The sequence below is a fragment of the Bacillus sp. FSL K6-1560 genome (assembly GCF_038592935.1).
Classification (GTDB): domain Bacteria; phylum Bacillota; class Bacilli; order Bacillales; family Bacillaceae; genus Bacillus; species Bacillus subtilis.
Map to the genome: position 1 here is coordinate 1,990,687 of NZ_CP151946.1, position 23,054 is coordinate 2,013,740.

The 23,054-nt window shown below is 32.8% G+C and carries 35 protein-coding genes and 3 pseudogenes; 33 read left to right on the plus strand and 5 right to left on the minus strand.

All coding sequences use genetic code 11. The annotated features are described in order from the left end of the window. Positions 1-17: 17 nt before the first annotated feature. From NYE22_RS10910 to NYE22_RS10920, 3 genes and pseudogenes are all read right to left on the minus strand, one after another. The gene (locus tag NYE22_RS10910; RefSeq protein WP_003230984.1) at positions 18-920 is read right to left on the minus strand and encodes a GIY-YIG nuclease family protein; all 903 of its coding nucleotides are present in this window, start codon (positions 918-920) and stop codon (positions 18-20) included. 184 nt (positions 921-1,104) lie between these two features. Next, positions 1,105-2,979: pseudogene (gene yonO, locus NYE22_RS10915) on the minus strand (DNA-directed RNA polymerase YonO); the annotation flags it as partial. Positions 2,980-3,018: 39 nt separating this feature from the next. Continuing rightward, positions 3,019-3,213, minus strand: a complete 195-nt coding sequence (locus NYE22_RS10920; RefSeq protein ID WP_004399291.1) for a hypothetical protein — start codon at positions 3,211-3,213, stop codon at positions 3,019-3,021. Positions 3,214-4,240: 1,027 nt separating this feature from the next. On the opposite strand from NYE22_RS10920, the gene NYE22_RS10925 reads away from it, so the two are divergent. From NYE22_RS10925 to NYE22_RS10970, 10 genes and pseudogenes are all read left to right on the plus strand, one after another. Continuing rightward, complete coding sequence (locus NYE22_RS10925) at positions 4,241-4,417, plus strand: hypothetical protein (RefSeq protein WP_017696861.1); 177 nt, start codon at positions 4,241-4,243, stop codon at positions 4,415-4,417. An 18-nt stretch (positions 4,418-4,435) separates the two neighbouring features. Further along, on the plus strand, positions 4,436-4,687 hold the full coding sequence (locus NYE22_RS10930) for a hypothetical protein (protein ID WP_342412594.1): 252 nt from the start codon (positions 4,436-4,438) through the stop codon (positions 4,685-4,687). 44 nt (positions 4,688-4,731) lie between these two features. Then, entirely contained in the window at positions 4,732-4,920 is a 189-nt protein-coding gene (locus NYE22_RS10935; protein ID WP_004399547.1) for a hypothetical protein, read from the plus strand. An 81-nt stretch (positions 4,921-5,001) separates the two neighbouring features. Next, positions 5,002-6,219: a hypothetical protein gene (locus NYE22_RS10940; protein ID WP_342412596.1), complete on the plus strand. Its 1,218-nt coding sequence runs from the start codon at positions 5,002-5,004 to the stop codon at positions 6,217-6,219. Between the two features lie 328 nt (positions 6,220-6,547). Continuing rightward, positions 6,548-6,979 (plus strand): hypothetical protein, encoded by a 432-nt coding sequence (locus NYE22_RS10945; RefSeq protein WP_342412598.1) that lies wholly within the window; start codon positions 6,548-6,550, stop codon positions 6,977-6,979. Between the two features lie 105 nt (positions 6,980-7,084). Continuing rightward, positions 7,085-7,276 (plus strand): hypothetical protein, encoded by a 192-nt coding sequence (locus NYE22_RS10950; RefSeq protein ID WP_342412600.1) that lies wholly within the window; start codon positions 7,085-7,087, stop codon positions 7,274-7,276. 134 nt (positions 7,277-7,410) lie between these two features. Continuing rightward, entirely contained in the window at positions 7,411-8,295 is an 885-nt protein-coding gene (locus NYE22_RS10955) for a hypothetical protein (RefSeq protein WP_061891107.1), read from the plus strand. Between the two features lie 60 nt (positions 8,296-8,355). Continuing rightward, a complete protein-coding gene (locus tag NYE22_RS10960; protein ID WP_061891108.1) occupies positions 8,356-8,874 on the plus strand; it encodes a hypothetical protein in 519 nt (172 codons plus the stop codon). Positions 8,875-8,964: 90 nt separating this feature from the next. Continuing rightward, positions 8,965-9,188 (plus strand): annotated as a pseudogene (locus NYE22_RS10965) (helix-turn-helix transcriptional regulator). A gap of 369 nt (positions 9,189-9,557) precedes the next feature. Next, on the plus strand, positions 9,558-10,187 hold the full coding sequence (locus tag NYE22_RS10970; RefSeq protein ID WP_061891109.1) for a hypothetical protein: 630 nt from the start codon (positions 9,558-9,560) through the stop codon (positions 10,185-10,187). Between the two features lie 45 nt (positions 10,188-10,232). Here NYE22_RS10970 and NYE22_RS10975 read toward each other — a convergent pair whose 3' ends face one another. Then, on the minus strand, positions 10,233-10,412 hold the full coding sequence (locus tag NYE22_RS10975; protein ID WP_003231000.1) for a hypothetical protein: 180 nt from the start codon (positions 10,410-10,412) through the stop codon (positions 10,233-10,235). A gap of 73 nt (positions 10,413-10,485) precedes the next feature. Here NYE22_RS10975 and NYE22_RS10980 point away from each other — a divergent pair, with 73 nt between their 5' ends. The 17 genes and pseudogenes from NYE22_RS10980 to NYE22_RS11060 all read left to right on the plus strand — a co-directional run bounded on the left by NYE22_RS10980 (position 10,486) and on the right by NYE22_RS11060 (position 20,117). Further along, complete coding sequence (locus tag NYE22_RS10980) at positions 10,486-10,734, plus strand: hypothetical protein (protein WP_342412776.1); 249 nt, start codon at positions 10,486-10,488, stop codon at positions 10,732-10,734. A 3-nt stretch (positions 10,735-10,737) separates the two neighbouring features. After that, positions 10,738-10,953, plus strand: coding sequence for a hypothetical protein (locus NYE22_RS10985; protein WP_061891111.1), 216 nt, complete (start codon positions 10,738-10,740; stop codon positions 10,951-10,953). Positions 10,954-10,963: 10 nt separating this feature from the next. After that, positions 10,964-11,095 (plus strand): hypothetical protein, encoded by a 132-nt coding sequence (locus NYE22_RS10990; RefSeq protein WP_042976227.1) that lies wholly within the window; start codon positions 10,964-10,966, stop codon positions 11,093-11,095. After that, positions 11,080-11,424 carry a hypothetical protein gene (locus tag NYE22_RS10995; protein ID WP_061891112.1) on the plus strand — a complete coding sequence of 115 codons (345 nt, stop codon included), beginning with the start codon at positions 11,080-11,082 and terminating at the stop codon, positions 11,422-11,424. The genes NYE22_RS10990 and NYE22_RS10995 overlap by 16 nt, the downstream gene beginning before the upstream one ends. An 83-nt stretch (positions 11,425-11,507) precedes the next feature. Continuing rightward, on the plus strand, positions 11,508-12,065 hold the full coding sequence (locus NYE22_RS11000) for a hypothetical protein (protein WP_017696837.1): 558 nt from the start codon (positions 11,508-11,510) through the stop codon (positions 12,063-12,065). 69 nt (positions 12,066-12,134) lie between these two features. After that, positions 12,135-12,287 (plus strand): annotated as a pseudogene (locus NYE22_RS11005) (hypothetical protein); the annotation flags it as partial. Between the two features lie 40 nt (positions 12,288-12,327). Beyond that, on the plus strand, positions 12,328-12,999 hold the full coding sequence (locus NYE22_RS11010) for a hypothetical protein (RefSeq protein WP_198508139.1): 672 nt from the start codon (positions 12,328-12,330) through the stop codon (positions 12,997-12,999). Next, complete coding sequence (locus NYE22_RS11015) at positions 12,996-13,391, plus strand: hypothetical protein (protein ID WP_017696834.1); 396 nt, start codon at positions 12,996-12,998, stop codon at positions 13,389-13,391. The genes NYE22_RS11010 and NYE22_RS11015 overlap by 4 nt, the downstream gene beginning before the upstream one ends. Before the next feature lie 25 nt (positions 13,392-13,416). After that, positions 13,417-13,980, plus strand: a complete 564-nt coding sequence (locus NYE22_RS11020) for a hypothetical protein (protein ID WP_061891114.1) — start codon at positions 13,417-13,419, stop codon at positions 13,978-13,980. 170 nt (positions 13,981-14,150) lie between these two features. Continuing rightward, complete coding sequence (locus NYE22_RS11025) at positions 14,151-15,311, plus strand: AimR family lysis-lysogeny pheromone receptor (RefSeq protein ID WP_342412604.1); 1,161 nt, start codon at positions 14,151-14,153, stop codon at positions 15,309-15,311. Positions 15,312-15,324: 13 nt separating this feature from the next. Then, the gene (aimP, locus tag NYE22_RS11030) at positions 15,325-15,450 is read left to right on the plus strand and encodes a lysogeny pheromone peptide AimP (protein WP_009967508.1); all 126 of its coding nucleotides are present in this window, start codon (positions 15,325-15,327) and stop codon (positions 15,448-15,450) included. Positions 15,451-15,779: 329 nt separating this feature from the next. Further along, complete coding sequence (locus tag NYE22_RS11035; RefSeq protein ID WP_004399418.1) at positions 15,780-15,980, plus strand: hypothetical protein; 201 nt, start codon at positions 15,780-15,782, stop codon at positions 15,978-15,980. 2 nt (positions 15,981-15,982) lie between these two features. Next, complete coding sequence (locus tag NYE22_RS11040) at positions 15,983-16,300, plus strand: hypothetical protein (RefSeq protein ID WP_109962735.1); 318 nt, start codon at positions 15,983-15,985, stop codon at positions 16,298-16,300. 48 nt (positions 16,301-16,348) lie between these two features. Next, a complete protein-coding gene (locus NYE22_RS11045) occupies positions 16,349-16,561 on the plus strand; it encodes a helix-turn-helix transcriptional regulator (RefSeq protein WP_144453792.1) in 213 nt (70 codons plus the stop codon). After that, on the plus strand, positions 16,551-17,627 hold the full coding sequence (locus NYE22_RS11050; RefSeq protein WP_342412609.1) for a site-specific integrase: 1,077 nt from the start codon (positions 16,551-16,553) through the stop codon (positions 17,625-17,627). Before NYE22_RS11045 ends, NYE22_RS11050 begins: the two co-directional genes overlap by 11 nt. A 106-nt stretch (positions 17,628-17,733) precedes the next feature. Continuing rightward, positions 17,734-19,116 (plus strand): DNA sulfur modification protein DndB, encoded by a 1,383-nt coding sequence (locus NYE22_RS11055; RefSeq protein ID WP_342412611.1) that lies wholly within the window; start codon positions 17,734-17,736, stop codon positions 19,114-19,116. 23 nt (positions 19,117-19,139) lie between these two features. Then, on the plus strand, positions 19,140-20,117 hold the full coding sequence (locus tag NYE22_RS11060; protein ID WP_032721688.1) for a hypothetical protein: 978 nt from the start codon (positions 19,140-19,142) through the stop codon (positions 20,115-20,117). 188 nt (positions 20,118-20,305) lie between these two features. Here the strand turns inward: NYE22_RS11060 and NYE22_RS11065 are convergent, their stop codons facing one another. Continuing rightward, complete coding sequence (locus tag NYE22_RS11065; RefSeq protein ID WP_004399410.1) at positions 20,306-20,530, minus strand: helix-turn-helix transcriptional regulator; 225 nt, start codon at positions 20,528-20,530, stop codon at positions 20,306-20,308. Positions 20,531-20,712: 182 nt separating this feature from the next. On the opposite strand from NYE22_RS11065, the gene NYE22_RS11070 reads away from it, so the two are divergent. The 6 genes from NYE22_RS11070 (at position 20,713) to NYE22_RS11095 (ending at position 23,037) form a co-directional block, all read left to right on the plus strand. After that, entirely contained in the window at positions 20,713-20,931 is a 219-nt protein-coding gene (locus NYE22_RS11070; RefSeq protein WP_041336980.1) for a YopT family protein, read from the plus strand. Between the two features lie 69 nt (positions 20,932-21,000). Next, positions 21,001-21,198, plus strand: a complete 198-nt coding sequence (locus NYE22_RS11075) for a hypothetical protein (protein WP_010330351.1) — start codon at positions 21,001-21,003, stop codon at positions 21,196-21,198. A gap of 111 nt (positions 21,199-21,309) precedes the next feature. Further along, positions 21,310-21,504 carry a hypothetical protein gene (locus NYE22_RS11080; protein ID WP_342412616.1) on the plus strand — a complete coding sequence of 65 codons (195 nt, stop codon included), beginning with the start codon at positions 21,310-21,312 and terminating at the stop codon, positions 21,502-21,504. A 90-nt stretch (positions 21,505-21,594) separates the two neighbouring features. Next, entirely contained in the window at positions 21,595-22,245 is a 651-nt protein-coding gene (locus NYE22_RS11085; protein ID WP_342412617.1) for a dUTP diphosphatase, read from the plus strand. Next, a complete protein-coding gene (locus NYE22_RS11090) occupies positions 22,245-22,634 on the plus strand; it encodes a YopX family protein (protein ID WP_342412619.1) in 390 nt (129 codons plus the stop codon). Before NYE22_RS11085 ends, NYE22_RS11090 begins: the two co-directional genes overlap by 1 nt. Before the next feature lie 205 nt (positions 22,635-22,839). Continuing rightward, positions 22,840-23,037, plus strand: coding sequence for a hypothetical protein (locus NYE22_RS11095; protein WP_064814743.1), 198 nt, complete (start codon positions 22,840-22,842; stop codon positions 23,035-23,037). The last annotated feature ends 17 nt before the right edge of the window (positions 23,038-23,054 follow it).

Consider the following 23,054-nt stretch of genomic DNA (forward strand, 5'->3'; position numbering starts at 1 on the left):
TATAATACATTCTACATTCATTTCACATTTTTATAGGTTCTTCCTTGTTTAATTCCATAAACAACATTGGGTTTTATGTTACACATTTTTGCAACATGGGGTGCTGATAACCCTTTTTTAAGAAGTTCTCTTATACAAAATACTTCTTCTGGAGTAAGAGTGCTTTTCTTCTTGCTTTTGTATTTAAGAATAAAGTCGTCCCACCCAGTAACATGAATATGATTCCATACTTTACACTGTAATATTGATTTAACGATGGGGTAGGAAACACGCATTGATTTTGATACTTCAGACATCTTTTCCCCATTAATCAATCGAACTTTTATCTCGTGTGCTTTCGTTTCATTTATTTTTGAGGATTTATTTTTTGACCCTAAATGAGACTGACGCATCTTTAATCTAGATTCTGGCGAATGCCTTTTATTCATTCTAGATTGTAAAAGCTTTTCCTTATGCTGCGGAGAGAGCTTTCTGCCAATTCTCGCCTTACTCATTTTGGCTTTAGTCTCATCACTAAGCTTTCTTCCGATGTTATTAATCCTATTCTTTTCCCCAATAATCTTTTTGGTGGAGTCAGACATCTTACAATTACTCTTGCCCTCTCCGCCGGTGGTCATGTTAAAGCCATTTAAATAGGCACCTAGTTCATTTATGTAGTGAGTTTCTAATTCGTTCATATCTGAGTTTGGATCAACTGTTTGTAAAACATGGAATTGGAAATCGTTTTCTCCATATTTATTCCAATTATTCTGCAAATGTCGATTACAGTGCGAATTGTTTTTCAGCTTCCAAGTGTGATGCCAGTAACGCTTAATAAATTTCATCTTAGTTTTCCCCACATATATTAAGCCGGTGCTTATCTGCTCAATCTTATATATCCCACTCAAATATTTATGCTCATCCTCATTTATAAACTTCACTTTGTCACCCCCTTGTTTTAAATATCATTGTTCAAAATGTAAAATGTATTAATTAGAATTCCCCTGTTAGCACACTCATTAACGATCATTTCCTATCGCTACTTTTCGCTGAATGCACACCCTAGTTTTCTAGGTTCACTGACTTTTCATCCGCATATCGCTATGCGACGCGACTATAAATTTAATCGATAGTAAAGTTATTCTCCATGCATAACCATTTGATCACGTCCAGGTTTATATTGTCACTGTTCCATATCTTAGTGATGTTGTTACTGTACTCCCCGATATTGATTCCATAAGCAAGAGTTAGTGCTTCATAGATGTTTCTGCTATTAATCTCTTGTTTCTGGGCTACTGACATTTCATAATACAAAGGAACGATGTTCTCCATATTACGCTTGGCAATATTGACGATCAGCTCATCAGAAATAATTAAGGCCTTATCCCCGTCATTGTCAAACTGCAGCAGTTTCGATATCGGATCATGAATACTGGTATAAACACCTGGGGTAATAAACCACTTTTCATATTCCTCATCTTTTTTGTTCCACCTAACTCCATGCTCTCTGTATAGGTGAGGAGAGCGGAGGATATCAATATACCCTTCATCATATAAAGAACAATGGACATCGCTTCCGGTGAGGAGTCCTTTCGGATTCTCAATTCCAAGAAACAATCTTTCACAAAAAGCGTATAGATCAGGACATAAATATGTATACCTGGCGTCACTGACAAGTAATTTCCCTGATTTGGCGTCCTTAATCATACTCTTCTTCTTATTCTTAATGATTTCTTTGGTGTGGTCATCATTTAGCAGCTCAGGATATATTAGTAGAGCTTCTTGAAGGCTTGTCTTATGTTTATTTTTCTCGGTAGCCCCTAAAACTTTCATCATTGTTTCTTTATCAGTGCCTAATTGAGTAATCTCACTAACAGTCTTTGAGCTGATTTGTTTTAATTCCTCATCTGTGATATCAGTGAGTGTTTGTAGCATCTGGTAAGTCAGTTTTCCCTCAACAGATGGATCTTCTTCATTTAATTTAGCTCCTAAACATCCATACTTTTTAAATTTATAGCGATAATCATCCCAAGAATCATAGTACTTCCACATCTTAAACTGGCTTTTCGTAAAAATTATTTGGATATCATCTTTAATAATGTCCCATTCTTTACCGTAGACGTCTTTAACTATAAATGAACTGTGTTTTTCAGCAAACTTTCTAAAGTCAAATGGAACAAGTAGACCCTTAACCCAAGGTAATCTGACCATAAAGCTTTTTTGACTCATACTAGGGAGCATCATTCCACAACCATCTGTATGTTCTATAGGAATATCCATAATCTTACGTGTGATTTCATATGTATCCCGGTCAATATAATCAACTAGGCTGGAAACATTTGTTTCTAAGTCATTTACGACAATTGCTTTATCAATATCAATTTCCCATGGACTGCTGGCGCTATTCGATAAGGCCATGTAGCTATTCCATTTGTTTATGCTGCTTCCACCTTGAGCATTGATATGCTCCACACTAAGACCACAAGTTAAAGCATTTTGATACTTATCTAAGGTGCTTTGTTTGATAAAACAAGATTTTTTTGTTCTTATTTGACCGGCACTGCTAGTGAAATAAACGTATTTCTCATTGTTATGTATGAATCCTTTATCAATAATGTCCCTTAAAATTTGAAAGTGATAAGTTTGGACAACCATGATCTCTTCAGAGAGAGAGTTTTCTTTGATTCCCAGCGTTCGAGTTAAGACTGAATCAAATAATGAAATCACATTATTATCTTTCAGAGAATCTGTTCTAAGTGTTCTTATTTGATTATGATCGTTAAAGGCGTTATAAAGCTTTTCTTTTAAGGAAATAATCCTTTGCGTTATGTACTTCTTATGTTTTTTATCAACATGTTCAAGTTTTCTGAGATGATCTCTGTACCTATATGATTTTAAAATCTTGTTATGTAATTTGTTTTCTTGATCATTATAAAAAGCAGAAGTGTCAATACTGTAAATATGTACTTGTTTATTTAGGCCGTCTTTTTTTCCTTTCAATAAATTCTCCCCTTATTACTTTTATGCATATTTTTTGATTTAATAATCGCTTTTTAGATACTTATGTACAAGATTTTTGTATGTATAGCTCTTTTTATCGATTGTTCCAAATAGTTTATAGTCCTCATAAAGAGTGTTTTCTTCTTGTGAAGCAGTTCCTTCAATAATAGCAGTCTCTAAAAATCCAATTAAATTACTAAACATGTACGTTACTTTCTCTGAATCCTTTTGCATTATCTCACCTCCTCACTTATGGATTTATTATATACATATTATTTGTATTTGTCTATTGTTTTTTCGCTAGTGTGTTAATAGCTCCAGGTTATAGAGGTGAATTCTGAAGCATTTAGAGAAGGGGGATTATCGTAATCTAAAAACATGCTTATCGTAAAAAATATTAAAGAGTTTAAAAAGCCAGTAAACATAAGGGGATTTGCTGTATCGAATGGTGATTAGGGGATAAACGATCGTAAAACATAAGTGAGAGTAGGGGGGAAGTGGCTGATTTATCTAAATATTGATGAAAACGAGGTAATTTGAAAAGGGGAAAACGTTGATATAAAAGGCTTTTACGATAGCGATTACGATGTGAAAAAGGGTGATTTTGAGGTGGAATTAGGAAAATGAAAATTTGGATAGGGTGTGGAAATGGAAGTGCTATGGGTACATCCGTTCCCTTAATTTTACCATTAGATGTAAATATACCCCCATATATTGGTATTGTAATACGTTTATAAGGAACATTATACGTGCATTTGATGACTTTGGTAGGCCTACAACAGTGCTAACATAATTCCAGGCCAAACACAAGAATTAATTTTAAAAAAATAAATTGTTTTTCAATTTAAAAATGAATAACCATTCATTAAAAATAATCGTATTTATAACGAATCCGAGGGGATCGAAGACATATTTATTTTATCCTAATCACTATACATAACCATATCTTACCCAATCATATATCCTACACTAATCTAATCACTCTACACTAACCTCATCCGATTCCCACATCATATATACACAACACTCATCATCCAATCTAATCTAAACACACTTACACGCTCTCAGAACCAATATAACACGTCTCTAAGCATCCTTAATCAATTCCCAATCCAATTGTATTTCTTCCCAATCAAACAGCACACAAGGCATCTTAATACCATCCATCAACACATAAATAACTTACAACAAATATAAAAAATATGTATATAAAAATCATGGATTATGTTATAATAGAGTCATAGGAAAGGAGGTGTACATAGTGCTTGAGAAAGTGGGTATCATAGTTGCTTTCCTCATATCTTTAACGGTTCTTACAATCAACAGTCTAACAATAGTTGAGAAGATAAGAAACCTGAAGAATGGGACAAGCAAAAAGAAAAAGCGTATACGCAAGCGGCTCCGACCAAAGAGACAACGCCAACGTATACGCCGATGAGAGCTAAGCTAAAGGGGAATGAACTTCTCCTTTAGTTCCTACCCATATTATAACATGATCAAGCACATTGCAAACATGAAACGATTCTCATTATGGTTTACTCATATCACTTTCATTGGCTTATTCTTAATGTTTCAACTCATTAAGGATTACTTCAGCAGCGAAGCACAAACACTAATCAATATAATATTCATAGTCACATGTATCATTGCCATACTGTTATGGATCATCTATTTTGTATTCCTTAAACTAAGAAACAAGTCACGCTAATCATATAGGCCTCATGGTATAATTAAATCATTGAGGTGAGATGAGTGGAGAAAAAATTCCTGGATGCTATTCAGCAGCTAACAAAGGAATTGGAAATGCTCAAGAAAGATATTGACTCCATCAAAGAAGCAACTGTCAGAATTGATAAAGACCTTTTAGAGTACAGAGAAGAGATAAGCAAAGTAAAACAAGATGATTCAGTATTAATCATGCAGCAACACAAGGATAATTAAATATGCGTTATAAATAAGGGAGCGGTAAGGCAATTATCGTTCCTTATTTTTGAATACAAAATTAAAATATAAGGAGGATATATGGAGAAGGTTAAAGTGATTGATTCTATTATGGGAAGCGGTAAAACATCTGCAGCAATTGACATGATGAATAATTCAGGGACAGATGAAAATTTTATTTTCATTACACCGTATTTGGATGAAGTGGATCGTATTAAGAAGAGCATAAACAGTAAACAAATTTATGAGCCTAAAGTAAAGAAGAAAGGTGACAAAACACAATATAAGTTTGAGTCATTTCATGAACTTTTATCTCAGAACAAAAATATTGTTGCTACACATAATCTATTCAAAAATGCTAATGACGAAACAAAGGAGCTGATCCTTTCAGGTAACTATACATTGATATTAGATGAAGTTATGGAAGTAGTTGAACAGTTACGCGTTAAGAAGCATGATCTTACTACACTATTTGAATCAAAGTTAATATATGTTGAAGACGGATTTGTCAAATGGAACGAAGAAAAAAAGGACTATGAAACACGCTATGATGATATCCGTGATATGGCTTTAAACAATAATCTGATGTACTTTAAAGACAATATATTGATTTGGAATTTTCCTGCAGATATATTCAAGTTGTTTAAAGAGGTTTACATACTCACTTACATGTTTGATGCTCAAATACAAAGATATTATTATGATATAAACAATATCAAGTATCAAAAATACGTTTCTGAATTTATAGATGGGCAATACAGGTTTACAAAACATAATACTGAATACGAGAGTATTCTAAAGGCTCAATTAAGAAATAAAATAAAAATATATGAAGGTAACTTGAATACAGTTGGCCAATTGGATTATTCATTATCATCTAATTGGTATAAAAATAAATCACCATATACGATCAAGAAGGTAAAGAACAATGTATTCAATTACTTTAACAACATTGTTAAGTCATCAAGTGATGAAGCTATGTGGACGACTTATTCAGAACATAAAAACAAAGTAAAGGGAAATGGATATACAAAAGGGTTTGTGTCATGTAATGCAAGAGCTACAAATGATTTTAAGCACAAAAAACATTTAGTGTATACAATAAACAGATACGTTAACACTGTTCTATATAATTATTTTAAAGAGAAATATCAAATAACAATTGATCAAGACGCATTTGCATTATCCGAATTAGTACAATGGATTTGGAGATCTGCAATTAGAGATGGTGAAGAAATAACAGTATACATACCTTCATTAAGGATGAGGAAGCTATTAATTGAATGGTTAAATGGGTAGTTAAAGAGAATAAACCTCTTAAACTCTAAAAAAAGCTCAATAATACCAAGGGTTTTCCCGTCTAAGTCTTTAAGAGAGACAAAAATAAATTAAATAATAAAATAAGAGAATGGGGGTGCTGCTAATTGTTCAATACGGTTCGTTCCTCACCTGAACAATTTTTGCTCACACCACCCCCAAACCCCCTCATGAGCAATTAATATTAACGCTACATCAAATACAAAAAATATGTATTTAATTATTGATTATTATAGATTATCAAGTTATAATATAAATAACAAATACAAATAATATGCATAAAACAAATTGATGAATGGAGATATTTAAAATGAAAACAACACTTAAAAAATTGTCTCAAAAAGAACTTCATAATCTAATTGGAAGTACCGTTATATTAACAGAAAATCACACAACGATTTCTGGGGACAGAGTTTTAAAGAAAAAAGGATCTCAAGGGATACTGGTTGATTATCAAATGTTTTGGGGCGAGGCCACCATCCAATTTGGCAAAAGAAATTACAAAGTTGGTATGGACATTGTTCAGCTTTTAGAGCAATCAGGGGAAATCGAACAAAAGAGCAGCGATGTATCCAAAAAAGCAGAAACAGAAAAAGCTACTGAAAAGGAGTACATTTTCAAGGAGACAAGAACAGCAGACCAAATTCTTGATGAATATAATGATTATATGACTTTGTATAGAATCTTTAATGATGATGCTTATTTAGAAAAAGCAAGACAAACATTACAGCAATTGAAATAGTTATGTTTAAAAACACAAGAGAAAAAATGAGCGATCTAAAATCATATGGTGAACTGGTGAGTTTTGAATAAAGCACAATTTCACACAGATAGGGTGAGATAAATTATGAATACATATTTTTATTCGTTCAAGGGGTTTGATTCCGAAGCTTGTTACACTGTTTTAGCGAAAGCAGAAAATCAAAAAGATCCGTTTGACATTATCGGGGAATGTGTTGGTTCTAGTGTAAAGCACAATATGAAAATTGATGATATTCAAGTGTTGAAATTCGATGATAATGAATTTGTTAATGATTGAATCTGAATAAAACAGCAGTTTTAATTAGATTTTCGAAACGACTCTTTATTATCGTAAATAAAAAATGTAAAATTTACCTGTAGGCTTGAATTGTCAATGATATTTTGACATTCACTTGCTTGGGGGGAAGAGATTTGAAAAATAAACTTGAAAAATTGCTGCTTGAAAAAGGTGTATTGGAATCTCATATTAAGGAAATGAAGGAAACTGCAAATATAAGTGAGTATCCATATGAATTGTATTATGATGTAATCGAAGAGAGCGAAAAACTATATAGGGATGTTCCACTAAATAAAATTAAGAGTTTAGGGTTCAGGGGAACCAGTGGTGTATCTTGGTTTGATCACGCATGTTATAACGGTACAGATAATATCGACATCGGCCGGTGTGAAAAAGCTTTTGGATACTTGGAAAAACAAAGTCTAGAAGAATTTCACACCTATTATCAACACTCACCAGTGGAATTGATTCATTATGAAGATGATGACTTTTATGCTGTTTACGGTGATGGAACCCACCGTACAATTTGGGCCAAGATAACAGGATCTCCAACAATTTATGCTCTTGTAACTAGAGCAAGAAAGAATCCTTTCTTATATAAATCATTCTTAAGATTTAAAGAGTTAGAATCGCAGATTAATATCTATTTTGAGGAGAATGACCTTAGTTGGGGAGTTAAAAATAATCAATATTATTCAGAAATCCTTTACAAAGGGGTCACAGTAGCATTTTATTCTATATATCCGCCTTACTCATTTAAACGATCTTCCTACAGTCTCAACGATCAAAAGTTGGATACATGGAATAACCAATTAAATGAATTGAAGATTGAGTTTGAAAAAAGCTTTCGATATAGAAAAATTCTTCATAATATTATGAAGATGACACCCGGAAAATTAGAACACAAACTTTTTTCTTTTATTGAAAAGATAAGTGAAAGTTGGTCTGCAGCTGATGGACAGGTAAGGATTATAAAACAAGGATTCGATATGTATTGTATTGATAAAAAATTAATTTAAGTAAGTTGCTTTAAAATATGTACAATAGCATAAGAAATGGCGAAGGACTTAGGAGAAGTCATGAAAAAGTTAATAATTATATGTTTAGGTATTATCGGGGTATTTCTTATAGTACAGTGTAGCAAATTTGACAACAATACAAAAGTTTATGTGGATACTCAATTAGAGGAAAATCATGAAGATGAAAATGAAGGAAAAAGTTATTATGACAATGATTCAAGTCAAGAAAGTGAAACACTTAATGACAATTATTTAAGTCAAGAAGAGAATGAGGAATATGACATTTACGCATATGATTTAACAACTAGAGAAATTAAATCACGTAATGGACAAGACGAATATGTTTATGGAGGTAACGTGATCTCCAGTAATCAAGCCGAAAGTTATGGTTATCACACAACACCAATAACTAAGGAGGGAGATAAAACATTTAAATTTTGGAGGAACGATGTGGATTTTGTTCCGGAAAAGGGCGAGATTGTTCTGGTAAGATTTCCTAAGGGTAATCATAAAACATATATTGATATCGAGCTTATTTATAAGTCAACAGGAAAACCTAATGGAGAATGGAATTGGTGAATAATTGCATATAGCATACGGGCTAAGACTTAGTTCCTTTTTATATTTAATTCAAAATCTTAAAACAAAAGTAACCAAAGGTGAGGACTATTGATTAAATCAAATTTAACCAATATTAGACGAAAGAAAGATCAGATCCGAAAGCTATCCAGAGATATTGATCATGAGTATCCGACCGTCAGAAAGCTTTATAATGACGAAATGGAGCGGTATCCAAGAGATTGTTAGATAAAGTCTGTACATATCTAAACATCGAGCTGCAGGAATTGTTGATATTCCAAAAAGACAATAACCATATCGATCACTCAGGATGAAAATGGTATACTAAAGTTACAAGCATAGGAAGGAATTACAAGTTTTCTAGGTCTGCATAAAATCGTACTTTTATATAGTTAGGGGAGAGTAAATTGGTTAAGTTAAATTGGGTTGCTGGGGGTTGGAATACACCCGATATTTTTCGAGGAGTTCCTCATAGTGTAAACTTTGAATCTCTTGAGAGTTTAATTGGTACGATGAGCAAATGCACGTATAACGGCGAATGGGTGACTGATAGTAAAGGTAACAGAATAGATATTGATTTAAGGGGAATATGCTTAAAATAAAATCAGTCTCATAGCTAAATATGGATTGGGATATCATTATGCAATTTGTTAAAGCCTTGATAGGAAGGTAGTGTTAATGAAATGACAATGGTGATAGCACAAAATTTAGGTGACAGCTTAATTATGACTGCTGATAGAAGAATCTCTAACACAAATCATTTGGGTGAAGTAATTGGAATATCATCAGATGACTATAAGAAAATAAAAATCATAAACAATAAATATATTATTTCTTTTGCAGGTCGTCTTGATGTAGCAAAAAAGGCATTTGAATTTATCGATGAGAAAATTAATACGATAAACAACTATATGGATCCACATTTGTTTTTTAAAAAAGCATTTAATTATGGGAAGGGATATTATGAAGAAAATTTTCCAGGAGAACCACTGTCAGTTTTTTATCTTGGATATCTTAAGCAAAAGGAACCAAAGTTAATTGGCTTTTCTTCAGATGATAATTACAATGGGATAGAAGTTAAAGGTACTATTAAAAGGAATTCTAAAAATTTAGATGATGAGAAAATTTTTATAAATGAAACAATTGATTTTATAAATGATGAAATATCCCGGCGCCAACATTATTATAAATTCCCCAGAAATCTTGCAGAACTCTTTTCTAAAGCAATAAAAAGAGTAGACGATGTAATGATTGGGGATACAACTTATTCTGTTGTATTATCACAAAATGGGATAGAAGAATATTATCATTAAAATTAAAAGGAATATATATGTTAAATTCTAAAAAAGAGCATTAATCTAAATGCTCTTTTTCATACCGCAACGCCGGCATTCACGCAAGAATATTCCACTCTTTACAGAGCTTTTGAACAAAGTGTAATCACAATTGTCGCAGCGTCCATATTTTACATCTGGATACTCCTTGTAATCATAAACAATCGAAGTATCATATCCGTTTGTTTCGTATTTCTCTTCCACAAGATCACCCACATAATTTATTCAATATACTCAAGAATAGCAAATTTCGTTCGATATAGGGAGGGAACAAACGATTGGTTTAGCTTATTTTTTAATTATTTGGCTTGGAGTTGGATTATTGACTGGCATTAAGTTTATTTTTGTTGATCAGGTCTATGATGAAGAGTTTAAAGAACTCATGGATAAAGAAACAGCAGCGGGCATGGAAAGGAATTTGGCCAGCCTGTTTTTCAGAAATAAGCTTAATGTGCTTGCTTTTTTCATGTTAATTGGTTTACTGCCATTAGCAATGAGGATTACAAAATTATTTAAAAGAGGTTGATTTATGCCTTTGATTGATTATTTTTATGTACTGCAGTTTGAAAACAAGGAATACTTCAAATCATTTAAGTTAGATGAAGGCGGTTATTTGACATCTAGCGACCTACATGGCGCTTCTAAATTGCAAACAATGTATGAAGTCATTGAGGTAGCAAGTGAGCTCAAAACAAAGTGTAATGTACAATGTGAGGTAAGGGAAATCCAAGTCATAAAACGTTAGGGGTTCTCAGGTGTATTGGATAGAGTGGATTGAAGGTGGGGAAAAGAAGAGTATTGTTGCTGAAGGATGGATTGAATGGGCTGCTATACTTGAAGACTTGTATCAAAAGCGATTTGAGTATGTGGAATGGAAGCGGCTTTGAAGAGGGGGAAAAATGCCATTAAAAATTTAGTTTTATTGTCCAGTTTTTTAGGGATTATGCTATCAATTATAGGGCAATTATTTGGAGTCCTAACAGATTTCTTTATTTCAGGTATCGCCCGGCTTATGGGGGTTTTAGCTGGACTCCTAATATTACTTTGCTTTAAGTCAAGAAACACAGAAATGCAGACATTTATTGTGAGCTTAAGTACTGCACTAGGAATAATAGGTGCAGGGATTTTATATCTTCCAGCAGCTATTGTCAATGTCTTAATTGGCTTCAAACTAAACAAAAAGTTAAAAGAAGAAAACACTAAGGAGCAGATCTGAATAGACTGCTTTTTGTTTAGTGTGACCATGGAAAATTGTAGTATAATAGTAATAAAATAATCATTTTATATGGAGGAATTATTTTGAATGATAGAGATATGGCAATTGATAATGTGATGAAATTTTTAGAAGATGATACGCAAAAAGTACTTCTTTTAAGAGGGTATGATAATGACGCTAAGGTAAAGGTAGCCCTTTCTTGTTTAAATGAAGTTTTTAATAAAGGAATTATAAGAACTAGCAATAAAATGAACAGTGTGGCAGGATCGATCAATAATGCTTTTGGAGAGGAGATATTACCCAGTTCTATAAAATCGACAACTGCTTATAGGATGGGCAGAATGACTGTCAAAATCAATAGTTATGAAGGACGCACAAAATCAAACCCAAGCGGAAATGAAACCACCTTCACATTATATTATCCTGTTCAAAGAGCTTTGGATGATTCGAAGAGATATAAAAATTTGTTGAATGAAATTAAAAAAACTTATTCAAGAAAAATTATTTTGATTACTACAAATGAATGGAGCATACAAAATTGGGATATTGAAAATAACGTTGATGAAGTGTTCTTTTATAACGTTGAAAATGATAATCCCGAGCTCATGAGTAATTTAAAAAATAACGGCGCCATAAAATAATTAATTGAATTAGTCACAAATAATCAAAACTACAGTTACTTGGCTTTACCTTGAAAGAGATCGAGTAAGTTGGATAAGAAAAGGGATGGAATACAAAGAAAATATAGGGAACAGATGAGTGAGAAGGAAGAACGAGAAAATGAAGATGGAAGTTCACATACTTTTGAGATTGCTGTTGTACTAGCCATCATAATTTTGATGTTTTTCTTTAATTCAGTATTTAATATGAAAATATATGTTGTAGTTAGAGGTGCAAAGATAGATGAAACAGAAAAGAACATTTATAGTTATTTTTATTACATTTTTAATATTATTGGGTTTGCTATTTTATTTTATTAGTAGTCTTGGATTAGGACTTTCATCTCCACAGTACTCGGGAATAAGTGCGATCTCCACTAGCATTGCTGCAATTGGGGGGCTTTTACTGCTGTTGGTAACATACCTTGGATATAATGAATCAAGATTACAGAGGTTAGCTCAGGAAGAACCCGCAGTTTCAGTTAGATTAATTCCACATCATAAAAATATTAATTTTTATTATTGGGTTATTAAAAACACTGGCAATAGTCCAGCATATGATATAAATATAAAAATTATACCTGATATAGAGTATAAGGGAACAACTATAAACAAATTAAACATTTTTAATAGGCTACCAATTTTAGAAAAGGGTGAAGAAATATCCTTTTTTTATAATTCCGTTGTTAATTATTTAGAATCTGATAACCCCAAATTGGTTAAAGCATATATCACATATTTTACTGCTCCTAAGGAATCAAAGGGGGCGAGAAAAATAACCAGAGACTTTGACATTGATTTTGAAGAACGATTGGGTTTGTTATATTTAGGAAAAAAAGATATGAATGATTTAGTTAAAGAAATTGAAGAATTAAAACAAGCTCTGATTCTTAATGCGATGAGGAATAAAAAATGATTAATGAAATTTTAAAAAACAAGGTTAATAAGCCAATAATTCTTCATGATTGCACTTTTTTCAACAACCTAATGCACTCATCCATTGAAGAGGCAGGTTTTTTTGAACAGACAAGATTTGCTAAAGTCAATAAGATTGGGAGTAATTATAATGAAGATTTAATTCCTCTGCCTAATGTCAGTAAAGGGTACATGATATTTAATCTTAACAATCTTTTTCATATGTTAGATTTTGATCCGGATGCCCCAGAATACTATTCAATAATAGGCTATAACGGAAACAGAAAGTACTTCATTAATGATTTGCATTTTTATAATATGAATCATAATTTCAAAATGAATGAAATGTCATTTGCAGAGTTTCACTTTAATGAGGTTAAACTATTAAAGTAAATTGTTTTAAAAGGAAGGGTCTCGAATGAATGAGTTCTCTCATTTTAAGTTGAAAATTGATGCTAAACCAACTATGTTTCATGGAAAGACAGTAAGAAGCAATTTAACTCAATCTCTGTGGCTAAAGAAGATAAGAACGCAGATCCTTATAGAAAATAACTATTCATGTGTTATATGCAAACACCATCCAAATGAAGAAAATTATAAAGAATTACATGTGCATGAAATAGAAGAATACGATTTTGATAATGGTGTTGTAAAGTTAATTGGCCTGGATTTAATTTGTGCAAACTGTCATGCATTCCAGCATTTTAAAAGGTCGCAATTAGTTTTATCAGCAGAGCAGTTGGATAGACTGATAATCCATTTTATTAAAGTGAACGATTGTTCAATTGAGGAATATAAGCGGTACAGAAAGAAACTTCAAAGGTCTATTTTTGAACAAAACATTGACAGAATAATGTTCCAACAGAAAAGTACCAGAACAAAAATTGATCATATTAGATTTGCTATTTTGGGAGATATCCCTTTCAAAGACTTAGTGATTGAAAGACTGAAGCAAAAAGATGTCTATTATGAGTACAGTTAGAACACCTGAGACAAGGGCCCTTTACAAGCTGAAGCCCTTGTCTAGTTAAAATAGGAATTTTAAAGAAAATACAAATACAAAAAATATGTATAAATTTATTGACTGGTAATGTGATCTATAGTATTATTAAATTAACCAAGAAAGACAACAAAAAGAAATGAGGGGAAATAATGGAGTTAATAAGGATAGCTATGAAGAAAGACTTGGAAAATGACAACTCTTTAATGAATAAATGGGCAACAGTAGCTGGCCTTAAAAACTCCAATCCTCTTTATGACTTCTTAAACCATGATGGGAAAACTTTTAATGAATTTTCTTCAATAGTCAACATTGTTAAGAGCCAGTATCCAGACCGTGAATATGAATTAATGAAAGATTACTGTTTAAACCTAGATGTTAAGACAAAGGCAGCAAGAAGTGCATTGGAGTATGCTGATGCAAATATGTTTTTTGAAGTAGAAGATGTTTTAATAGATTCAATGATTTCTTGCAGCAATATGAAAAGTAAAGAATATGGAAAAGTGTATAAAATACATAGAGAACTGTCTAAATGTGATATTACTGAATTTGAGGCAGTGAAAAGACTCGGTAAATTAAATATTAAAACACCTGAAATGAATTCTTTCTCAAGGCTCTTGCTGCTTTATCATTATTTAAGGACTGGTAACTTTTCACCGATGGCCCAACTTATAAAACAAATTGACCTAAGTGAGATTTCTGAGAACATTTACATTAGAAATACATATCAAACAAGAGTTCATGTTCTAATGTCTAATATAAAACTAAATGAAAGTTCATTAGAGGAATGCAGAAAGTATTCTCAAATGGCATTGGAAAGTACAAATATCCAGAGATTTCAGGTTTTCAGCTACTTAACAATTGGTAACTCTCTATTATTTTCGAATTATGAATTGGCTCAGGAAAACTTTTTAAAAGGGCTAAGCGTTTCCGTCCATAATGAAAATTACAACATGATTTTCCAACAGGCTTTGTGCTTCTTAAATAATGTATGGCGCAAAGAAAATAAGTGGATTAATTTTGAATCTGAGTCAATTATGGATTTGCAGGAGCAAGCTCATTGTTTTATCAACTTTAATGAAAATTCCAAAGCGAAAGAAGTTTTGGATAAACTGGATCTGATAGAACATAACGATAATGAGCTTGCAATGCATCATTATTTGAAAGGGAGGCTCGAACAAAATAAAGCATGCTTCTATTCTTCAATCGAGTATTTTAAAAAGTCTAATGACAAATTCCTTATTAGGCTGCCACTGTTAGAACTGCAAAAGATGGGAGAAAATCAAAAACTTTTAGAATTACTTTTACTTTAAAGGAGGTGAGACGATGAAAAAACTTATTATGGCTTTAGTTATCTTGGGCGCACTAGGCACTTCTTACATAAGTGCAGATTCTTCAATCCAACAAGCTTCAGGTGATTATGAGGTAGCTGGAATGCCACGTGGAGCATAAAATCCATTGACACATAAAGCTATTAGTATTATTATTTACTTAATTAAATTAACCAGAGAAAAAGGAAGACGTTTGGCTCTCTTGAGCTAAGCGTCTTTTGTAGTTTTAAGGCCATCACTTAAATATTAGGTTTTAATAACATCTAGTGATCAACTTCAAATACATACACCCTAATTAAATAAAATGCATTACAAAGCAGCACATTCGCAAAAAAAAATTGCGTAGAATGTGCTATTTGTCGTTAAAAAAATCTTTACTTCCCTTATGTAATGCATTACAATTGCTATAGATGCAAAAGATAAAAAATATGTATATAGGAGGTTGGTGGTTTGTCCGCAATTAGTTACTTAAAAAACAGTATGACAATGCATAAAACCATTTACCAAAAGAAAGTTGAAAGCTTAGTTAAAAATGATTTGTTTTTTCATGAAAAAAGCATTGAAAAGTCAAAAATAATGAAGAATGAAAATGTTCGAAAACAACTAACTAAAGGATACATGAAATTGCTAAGTGAATACAAGGAGGATTAATAATGCATGTTGTAGAACTTAGGTCTACAAATCATAAAGATATTGATGCTGATTTTGTTTTAAATGCGAAACAAACTTACATAGAGAGTGTACTAAACATAAGAAATATGATTGTTAATGCAAAAACTGAAGATGATCTACATGGTGCAAAAATAGAGATAGCAGCATTATTAAAAGATCTAAATAGAGTATTATTAGGTGGAGATGGGTTAAAAAGAAGCATTGAAAATAATCCACATTTTAGATCCTTAATACATTTTGTTAAGAATTTAAAACGACACATTGCAATTGAATTTGAAGAGTTTATTTATCAACCATAACATATACGCACTGCAGTCTATAGTATACATAAAAAATAGGAGGTTGACATGTCAGAGCGAATAAAACAGCTAATGGTCAAACGTGGCATCACAATAGAGGGATTGTCGAGGGAGACAATGATTAATATTCAGACATTAAACAAAATCATTGAAATGCCAGATGAATCAGATGTTACAACCATAAAGCTTATCGCTCTGGTGTTGAATGTCTCTATTGATGAGTTATTAGATGAGAAAGGAGGAGAAGATAATGCAAAATAAAATTAAACAATTAAAAAATTATGCGGTTTACGATGATATCGAGGGCTTTTTAATCAATAAAGATATAAGAAGTAGCTCAGGGAATTCTAACTATATGATGCCTTCATCAACTAGAAGGGTGTCGAACACCAGAAAGAATTATGAAGGGGATATTAAGCAGTTCTTTAGTGTGATTAAAGGTAAAGATGTCAAAAGTCTGGTTCCCGATGATTTAGTTGTAAGTAAAAGCGAATTAAGCAACTATGTTAAGTATCTTCAGGAAAAGGGATTAGTTAATAATAGTATTAACAGAAAAATGACCTCCCTGAAGATGCTCTATACATATTTAGAGCATGATTATAAGGACTATATTGACTTGTCGGTGTTTAATACTGTCGAAAGGCTTAAAACAGTAACTAAAAACTGGGATAAAACAACCCAGACAGAAGCCGAAAGAATCGCTCAGGATATGTATATAAATGAAAGACAGAAACCTTTAATGAAAAAGCTGTTTGTTAAATTCGCCATCAGAACTTCTTTTCGTGTAAGTGCGATTTTGCGCGTAAGATGGAAAGACATACAACTTGATGAAAGTACAGGCCATTATATAGTAACAGTTATTGATAAAGGATCTCAGGTTGTGTCTACAGGCATTAACCAGGTATTTTATGAGGAATTGTTGCAGCTGAAGGAAAAGGATGACAGCGAAACTGAATTGGTTTTTCAGGGACTTTCGGAACAATCTTTACGACACTCCTTAAAAAGGTCGAAAAAAAGGTTAGGTATACCTCCTGAAAGAGAATTAGTCTTACACTCATTTAAGGGTGTAGGAATTGACTATGTCTATGAGAATTCTGGTCACGATTTACTTGCAGCAAAAGAACAAGGAAATCATAAAAACACATTAACAACAGAGAGATATATGAGCAGAAAGATTAACATAGCGAACTCTGCTGGTGTAACAATGGATGAAAAAATCGATTTAAATCCACTATATGAAGCAACTCAAGAGGATTTTATTAGTTTTTTTGAAAACGCTGATCTTGTTACATTAAAAAAGTTTATAAAGCATGTAAATGAGCGATAATCATTTTTTCGGCATATTACTCAGTTCAAATGATAATTCTTCTTGATTAACCAGATTGCCTTTGGTAACTTTAAATTTAGCAACATGACATGAGGTGAAAGGCTATATGACAGTGATCTTTGATCAGTCTGCAAATGAGAAACTGCTTTCAGAAATGAAAGATGCTATCTCGAAAAATAAACACATAAGATCTTTTATTAACGATATTCAATTAGAGATGGCTAAAAATAAAATTACTCCAGGGACAACACAAAAATTAATTTACGATATAGAAAATCCAGAAGTCGAAATTTCTAAAGAATATATGTACTTTTTAGCCAAGTCACTATACTCAGTTCTTGAAAGTGAAAGGTTTAATCCACGAAATTACTTCACAGAAACGGATATGAGAGAAATTGAAACGTTATGGGAAGGATCTGTGGAGGAAGATATAAAATTTCCGTATACATTCAAACAAGTTGTAAAGTATTCGGATGATAATTATTTCTTCCCAATCACTGCTAAAGAGTTGTTTATGCTATTTGAAAATAAGTTATTGCACTATAATCCTAATGCTCAAAGAACAAACAAAACGAAAAAACTAGAGGGCTCAGATATTGAGATACCTGTACCGCAGCTCAATAAACAATCGGTTGAAGAAATAAAGGAACTGTTCTTAGATGGGAAATTAATTAAATCAGTTTTTACGTTTAATGCGCGTGTTGGAAGCGCAAGTGGTGGCGAAGAATTAAAATATGATGACGACACTATGTCTCTTACAGTGACTGAAGACACCATTTTAGACGTTTTAGACGGGTATCACCGGCTAATAGGCATTACTATGGCTATAAGACAACATCCTGAGTTAGATCATTTGTTTGAAGAAACCTTTAAAGTGGACATCTATAACTACACTCAAAAAAGGGCGAGAGAGCATTTTGGGCAACAAAACACAATAAACCCAGTTAAAAAATCTAAAGTGGCTGAGATGAGTCAAAATGTTTATTCAAATAAAATTGTTAAGTTTATTCAGGATAATAGCATAATTGGTGATTATATAAAGACAAATGGAGACTGGATAAATCAGAATCAAAACTTACTTATAACTTTTTCTGACTTCAAAAAGGCAATTGAAAGAAGCTATTCTAAAAAAGATTTTTCTACTCAGGCAGACATCTTAAAAACTGCAAGATACCTTACATCTTTCTTTGATGCTTTAGCTACACAATATGTAGATGAGTTCTTAGGTGATATAGCAAAAGAACGGAAGAGAAGTTTTGTAAACAACTATTTGTTCTTTAATGGTTATGTGGGATTAGCTAAGAAATTGCAATTAGATGGGGTAAGCCTGGACGAGTTGGAAAGTAAGATTACTGATGTTTTAGGCTCTATAGACTTTAGTAAGAAAAATAAGTTGTGGGATGAATTAGGTGTAGTAGACAAGAATGGAAATGCTAAATCACCACAAAAGATATGGAATTTCTTCAATAATTTAAAAATAGACGAGTAATTACTTAGGAGTTGTTTGTTGCAATGTTCAATAGTGAGATTAAGGAAAAATATTTAGATACCTTATCTGAGGGTATGGTTTTGCAGATGAGGCCTATTTTTGCTAAAGCAGAGATTACTGAGACTTTATATAATAAGGACATTTATGATTTCACATCAATGCAAATTTTAGAACTTATACGATCATTTGATCAAACCACTATCGGTAGTGTTCGGAGAACCTTAGCATTATTGTCATTGTATATTGATTGGGCAATTTCATATAAGTTAAGTAAAGGATTAACCAATTTAGCAAGAACTATTTCAGAAGAAGAGCTTTATGAGTGTCTTGGGGATAAAAAATTATATATTACCTATAGTGAATTAGAAGAAATGGAAAGTCAATTAGTTAATTATCAATCAAAGGCTGTATTAAGGCTGTTGTTTGAAGGGGTTTCAGGTTTAGCTCATTCTGAATTGCTAAGTTTAACGAAAAAGCAAGTTGAGGATGCGATGCTAAATGGTAACGTTTTAACCCTCTATGATTCAAAGCACGGTGAACGAAAACTAAAAGTTAGTAGTGAATGTCTTGTTATTGCCTTAAATGCAGCTCAGGAAACTAAATATAAATTAAAGAATGGGAAGGCAAAAGGCCAAACAAAAGAAGTCTTTTTAGTTGAAAATGATTATGTAGTTAAAACAAAAAGAACGTCCAACAAAGGAGACGGCCAAGCAAGTAAATTTGTCATAACTAATCTAATTACTGATATATCTGAGTTCTTTAAAATTAACTTTTTAACACCAAATACTATTGTTAGATCTGGTCATTTGTATAGAGCATATCAGCTTTATAAAGAAAAAGGGGTTATTGATAACTCTGTAAGGTATCAGATTATAGATGACTTTAATTTAAGAGTGAAATCCAAATATCGAGCAGTTTATTCAATGCAAGATTATATTAATGAGGAAGAAGTTAATAAATATTACGCAGAAGAACTAGGTCTAAAAGAGACGACCATTTAAATATGAAATCCATTTGACTATTTTGGTTAAATGGATTTTTCTTTTATCTCAAAAAATTGTGAAAAAATTCGCATTTCGACAAAAATAGACAAAATAATCACTTTAAATACATGTTTAAATGTAGTAAGATGGTCATGTAAACCATATGGTTTACTAAGGAGGAGACCAAGACCAAAGTCTTAGTCGTTTCAATGCCTTTCAACCTTGAATTCATAGAGGTCTTCGACATTACAATCTAAAGCAGCAGCAATTCTTTTTGCAGTTCGAATAGACATATCTACTTTAACCAACCGATTATAGTCGCTCAGCTGCTGTTTCTTAATCCCAGTTATCTCTGAGAGCTCATTGATTGTAATGTCTTTCTTTCTACATAATTCAGGTATCAAGCATTGCCCGATCTCAACTTTAATCATAATCGGACATCCTCCTGCGTTCTGTTATGGAAAGACATAATACATATCATACCATACGAAGCCGATAAATAACCACTAGCATAACACCTACTTTCTATGTATAATGATTATACAAAACAGAACGCACGTTCCCTTAACGTCTTAAGGGTTTATCACAGAAAATTGAACATAGGAGAATGAGGATGGCAGGTTATTTAAATAATATCGCACTGAATCTGGAGATTGTACTCAAAAACAAAGCAGATAGTCCAGAAGTCTCTGAAACATTGGCAACCAGGATTTGTGAAAATTTACTTTTATCTAAAGAAGTCTCGTTTTTAAAAGCTGACGGATCAGTTGAAAATTTTAAATTAAATGATATGGAATATGAAATAACAAATACAGAAGAATTGCCTGAGTAAAAATAAAAAAAGAAAGACTCCGTTAAAACATAATGTAATCAGCAGCAAGAGGAGAATGAAGGTATTGTTTTGAATATATTTGTTGATCAAGATAATTACAAAGAGGTTAGTCTAAGACTTACAAAAAAATTGCTGACTTCAGAACATTATCAATTCCTACTTGGTTTCAAGGGAGAGAAATTAGATATTACAATTTCAGTTACACCACAAAGCCTCGTTAAGCTTAGGGATGACATCAATGAATTGATCTTTATGTTCTCAGATTAAAATTAGATTCGGTCACATAAATTGGCCGAATCTAATTGACAGATATTGATTACTGGGTTATAGTTTATACAAATACAAATAATATGTATAAAGGAGTTGGTAAAGAGAGCTATGTTGCTTGATGAAAAGCTCGAAAAATTAATAAAAACGGTTTTGCAATTAAAAGCATACAAAGAAGAGGGAAATTTACGAAGAGTCATCGGAGAATTTCATTCAATAATTGATTATGCTTACGAGGGGATGTATATAGCTGAAGATATGTTAAGAGAAGAAGCAAGTAAGGGCAAAGAAGTAAGTACATATTGAATTTTGTAATTTTCACTCAGATAACAAAAATAAAATTAGTGGATGAAATGTAAGTTTTAATCGGACTTATATTTTAGGAGGGAAAATAGCGTGAATCTACAAAAAATGTTCGAAATGCAAAAGGCGCTTGATGAACGGATCATCAAAGAGAAGGGGCTGGAAGGTCAGGACTTGCTGCCAAACCTCATTCTTGCTTTACAGGTGGAACTGGCCGAGTGTGCGAATGAATGGCGCGGCTTTAAGCATTGGAGTAATAACCGGGAGTCACGGACGAAAATAGAGCATTTTTGCCCAACATGCGAAGGCACTGGCGATGAAAACCACGATATTAATTTGCAATATCTCGAAGAAGGACATGCAGCTGAACCATATTCCAAATGCCAAGATTGCAACGGCTCTGGAAAGATAGGTGAATCGAATCCATTGCTTGAGGAATACGTGGACTGCCTGCATTTTATCTTGAGCATCGGGAACAGGATTGGATATGCACACGAAAATTTAGGGAAGTGGACTGACTTCACTATTGTAAACCAGTTTAACCACTTGTTTGGATATGCATCGGACTTATATAAAGCAATACATGAAGATTGGTTTGAAGAAAAGTTATTTGATACTTACGATGAGTTTTTTGCGGGTTTTATCGGTCTAGGTAAAATGTTTGGGTTAACGCATGAACAAATTGAAGCTGCGTACATGGAGAAAAACGCCGTCAATCATCAGCGGCAGCAGGAGGGGTATTGATGAACACAGCATACAGAGTTTGGGGCGGCGAGCGGATGCATTATTGGGATGATGGTGAGCTGAGTCTTATTATCTCGGGTGGAGAATGGGGGTTGTATCGCAATATCGTAGGAGCTCTTTATCCTATCCGTATTGCGTCTAGTACTCAAAAAAATGCGGCTCTCATGTGGGGAATAGGGTTGAAGGATAAGAACGAAAAAATGATCTATGACAAGGATATTGATATGACAGACAACGAGCCGATGATTGTTGCACGTGTAAACGGGAACTCGGGTCTTAGATATCCCAATGATCCCGAGTATTATATTGATGATTGTATACATTGGGGAGGGTGTAACATTGGTGGAAACGTTTTTGAAAATCCTGAGTTATTGGAGGTTTCGGAGTGATGGCATTTCATAAAGAAGTGGTTGAGACTATATACAAAACTATTGTTATTTGCGATAAGTGCGGTAAAGAGAAGATTTTAAACACAGGTAATCCGTTAACGTGGGAGGGCCATATGAATGGTGCTTTGTACCACGATTATACATTCACGGAGAAGGGGAACGGTTTTGAAACTCTATGTCCAGATTGTCAGAAGGAGGGCGCAAAGTGATTAGAGCAACGGAAAAACAGTTGAGACTGATTGGACGCATGGAGCAATATATCAGTGCAAGATTCACCGGTAAAACCATTAGAGAAGCAAGCGAATTTATTACAAATCATATTGATGAATACCAAGAAAAGAAAGAAATGGCCGATGAATCAAAGGTTATATATGATGATGTTTACTATGAACAAAGCTGGTAACCTTGCAGAGAAGTATT

What these genes read in the sequence shown, in the direction of transcription:
- NYE22_RS10920 (WP_004399291.1), bottom strand. Translation starts at nt 3,213, where the DNA reads ATGCAAAAGGATTCAGAGAAAGTAACGTACATGTTTAGTAATTTAATT.
- NYE22_RS10930 (WP_342412594.1), top strand. Translation starts at nt 4,436, where the DNA reads ATGAACTTCTCCTTTAGTTCCTACCCATATTATAACATGATCAAGCAC.
- NYE22_RS10940 (WP_342412596.1), top strand. Translation starts at nt 5,002, where the DNA reads ATGGAGAAGGTTAAAGTGATTGATTCTATTATGGGAAGCGGTAAAACA.
- NYE22_RS10945 (WP_342412598.1), top strand. Translation starts at nt 6,548, where the DNA reads ATGAAAACAACACTTAAAAAATTGTCTCAAAAAGAACTTCATAATCTA.
- NYE22_RS10950 (WP_342412600.1), top strand. Translation starts at nt 7,085, where the DNA reads ATGAATACATATTTTTATTCGTTCAAGGGGTTTGATTCCGAAGCTTGT.
- NYE22_RS10960 (WP_061891108.1), top strand. Translation starts at nt 8,356, where the DNA reads ATGAAAAAGTTAATAATTATATGTTTAGGTATTATCGGGGTATTTCTT.
- NYE22_RS10970 (WP_061891109.1), top strand. Translation starts at nt 9,558, where the DNA reads ATGACAATGGTGATAGCACAAAATTTAGGTGACAGCTTAATTATGACT.
- NYE22_RS10985 (WP_061891111.1), top strand. Translation starts at nt 10,738, where the DNA reads ATGCCTTTGATTGATTATTTTTATGTACTGCAGTTTGAAAACAAGGAA.
- NYE22_RS10995 (WP_061891112.1), top strand. Translation starts at nt 11,080, where the DNA reads ATGGAAGCGGCTTTGAAGAGGGGGAAAAATGCCATTAAAAATTTAGTT.
- NYE22_RS11010 (WP_198508139.1), top strand. Translation starts at nt 12,328, where the DNA reads ATGAAACAGAAAAGAACATTTATAGTTATTTTTATTACATTTTTAATA.
- NYE22_RS11015 (WP_017696834.1), top strand. Translation starts at nt 12,996, where the DNA reads ATGATTAATGAAATTTTAAAAAACAAGGTTAATAAGCCAATAATTCTT.
- NYE22_RS11020 (WP_061891114.1), top strand. Translation starts at nt 13,417, where the DNA reads ATGAATGAGTTCTCTCATTTTAAGTTGAAAATTGATGCTAAACCAACT.
- NYE22_RS11025 (WP_342412604.1), top strand. Translation starts at nt 14,151, where the DNA reads ATGGAGTTAATAAGGATAGCTATGAAGAAAGACTTGGAAAATGACAAC.
- aimP (WP_009967508.1), top strand. Translation starts at nt 15,325, where the DNA reads ATGAAAAAACTTATTATGGCTTTAGTTATCTTGGGCGCACTAGGCACT.
- NYE22_RS11040 (WP_109962735.1), top strand. Translation starts at nt 15,983, where the DNA reads ATGCATGTTGTAGAACTTAGGTCTACAAATCATAAAGATATTGATGCT.
- NYE22_RS11045 (WP_144453792.1), top strand. Translation starts at nt 16,349, where the DNA reads ATGTCAGAGCGAATAAAACAGCTAATGGTCAAACGTGGCATCACAATA.
- NYE22_RS11050 (WP_342412609.1), top strand. Translation starts at nt 16,551, where the DNA reads ATGCAAAATAAAATTAAACAATTAAAAAATTATGCGGTTTACGATGAT.
- NYE22_RS11055 (WP_342412611.1), top strand. Translation starts at nt 17,734, where the DNA reads ATGACAGTGATCTTTGATCAGTCTGCAAATGAGAAACTGCTTTCAGAA.
- NYE22_RS11060 (WP_032721688.1), top strand. Translation starts at nt 19,140, where the DNA reads ATGTTCAATAGTGAGATTAAGGAAAAATATTTAGATACCTTATCTGAG.
- NYE22_RS11065 (WP_004399410.1), bottom strand. Translation starts at nt 20,530, where the DNA reads ATGATTAAAGTTGAGATCGGGCAATGCTTGATACCTGAATTATGTAGA.
- NYE22_RS11070 (WP_041336980.1), top strand. Translation starts at nt 20,713, where the DNA reads ATGGCAGGTTATTTAAATAATATCGCACTGAATCTGGAGATTGTACTC.
- NYE22_RS11080 (WP_342412616.1), top strand. Translation starts at nt 21,310, where the DNA reads ATGTTGCTTGATGAAAAGCTCGAAAAATTAATAAAAACGGTTTTGCAA.
- NYE22_RS11090 (WP_342412619.1), top strand. Translation starts at nt 22,245, where the DNA reads ATGAACACAGCATACAGAGTTTGGGGCGGCGAGCGGATGCATTATTGG.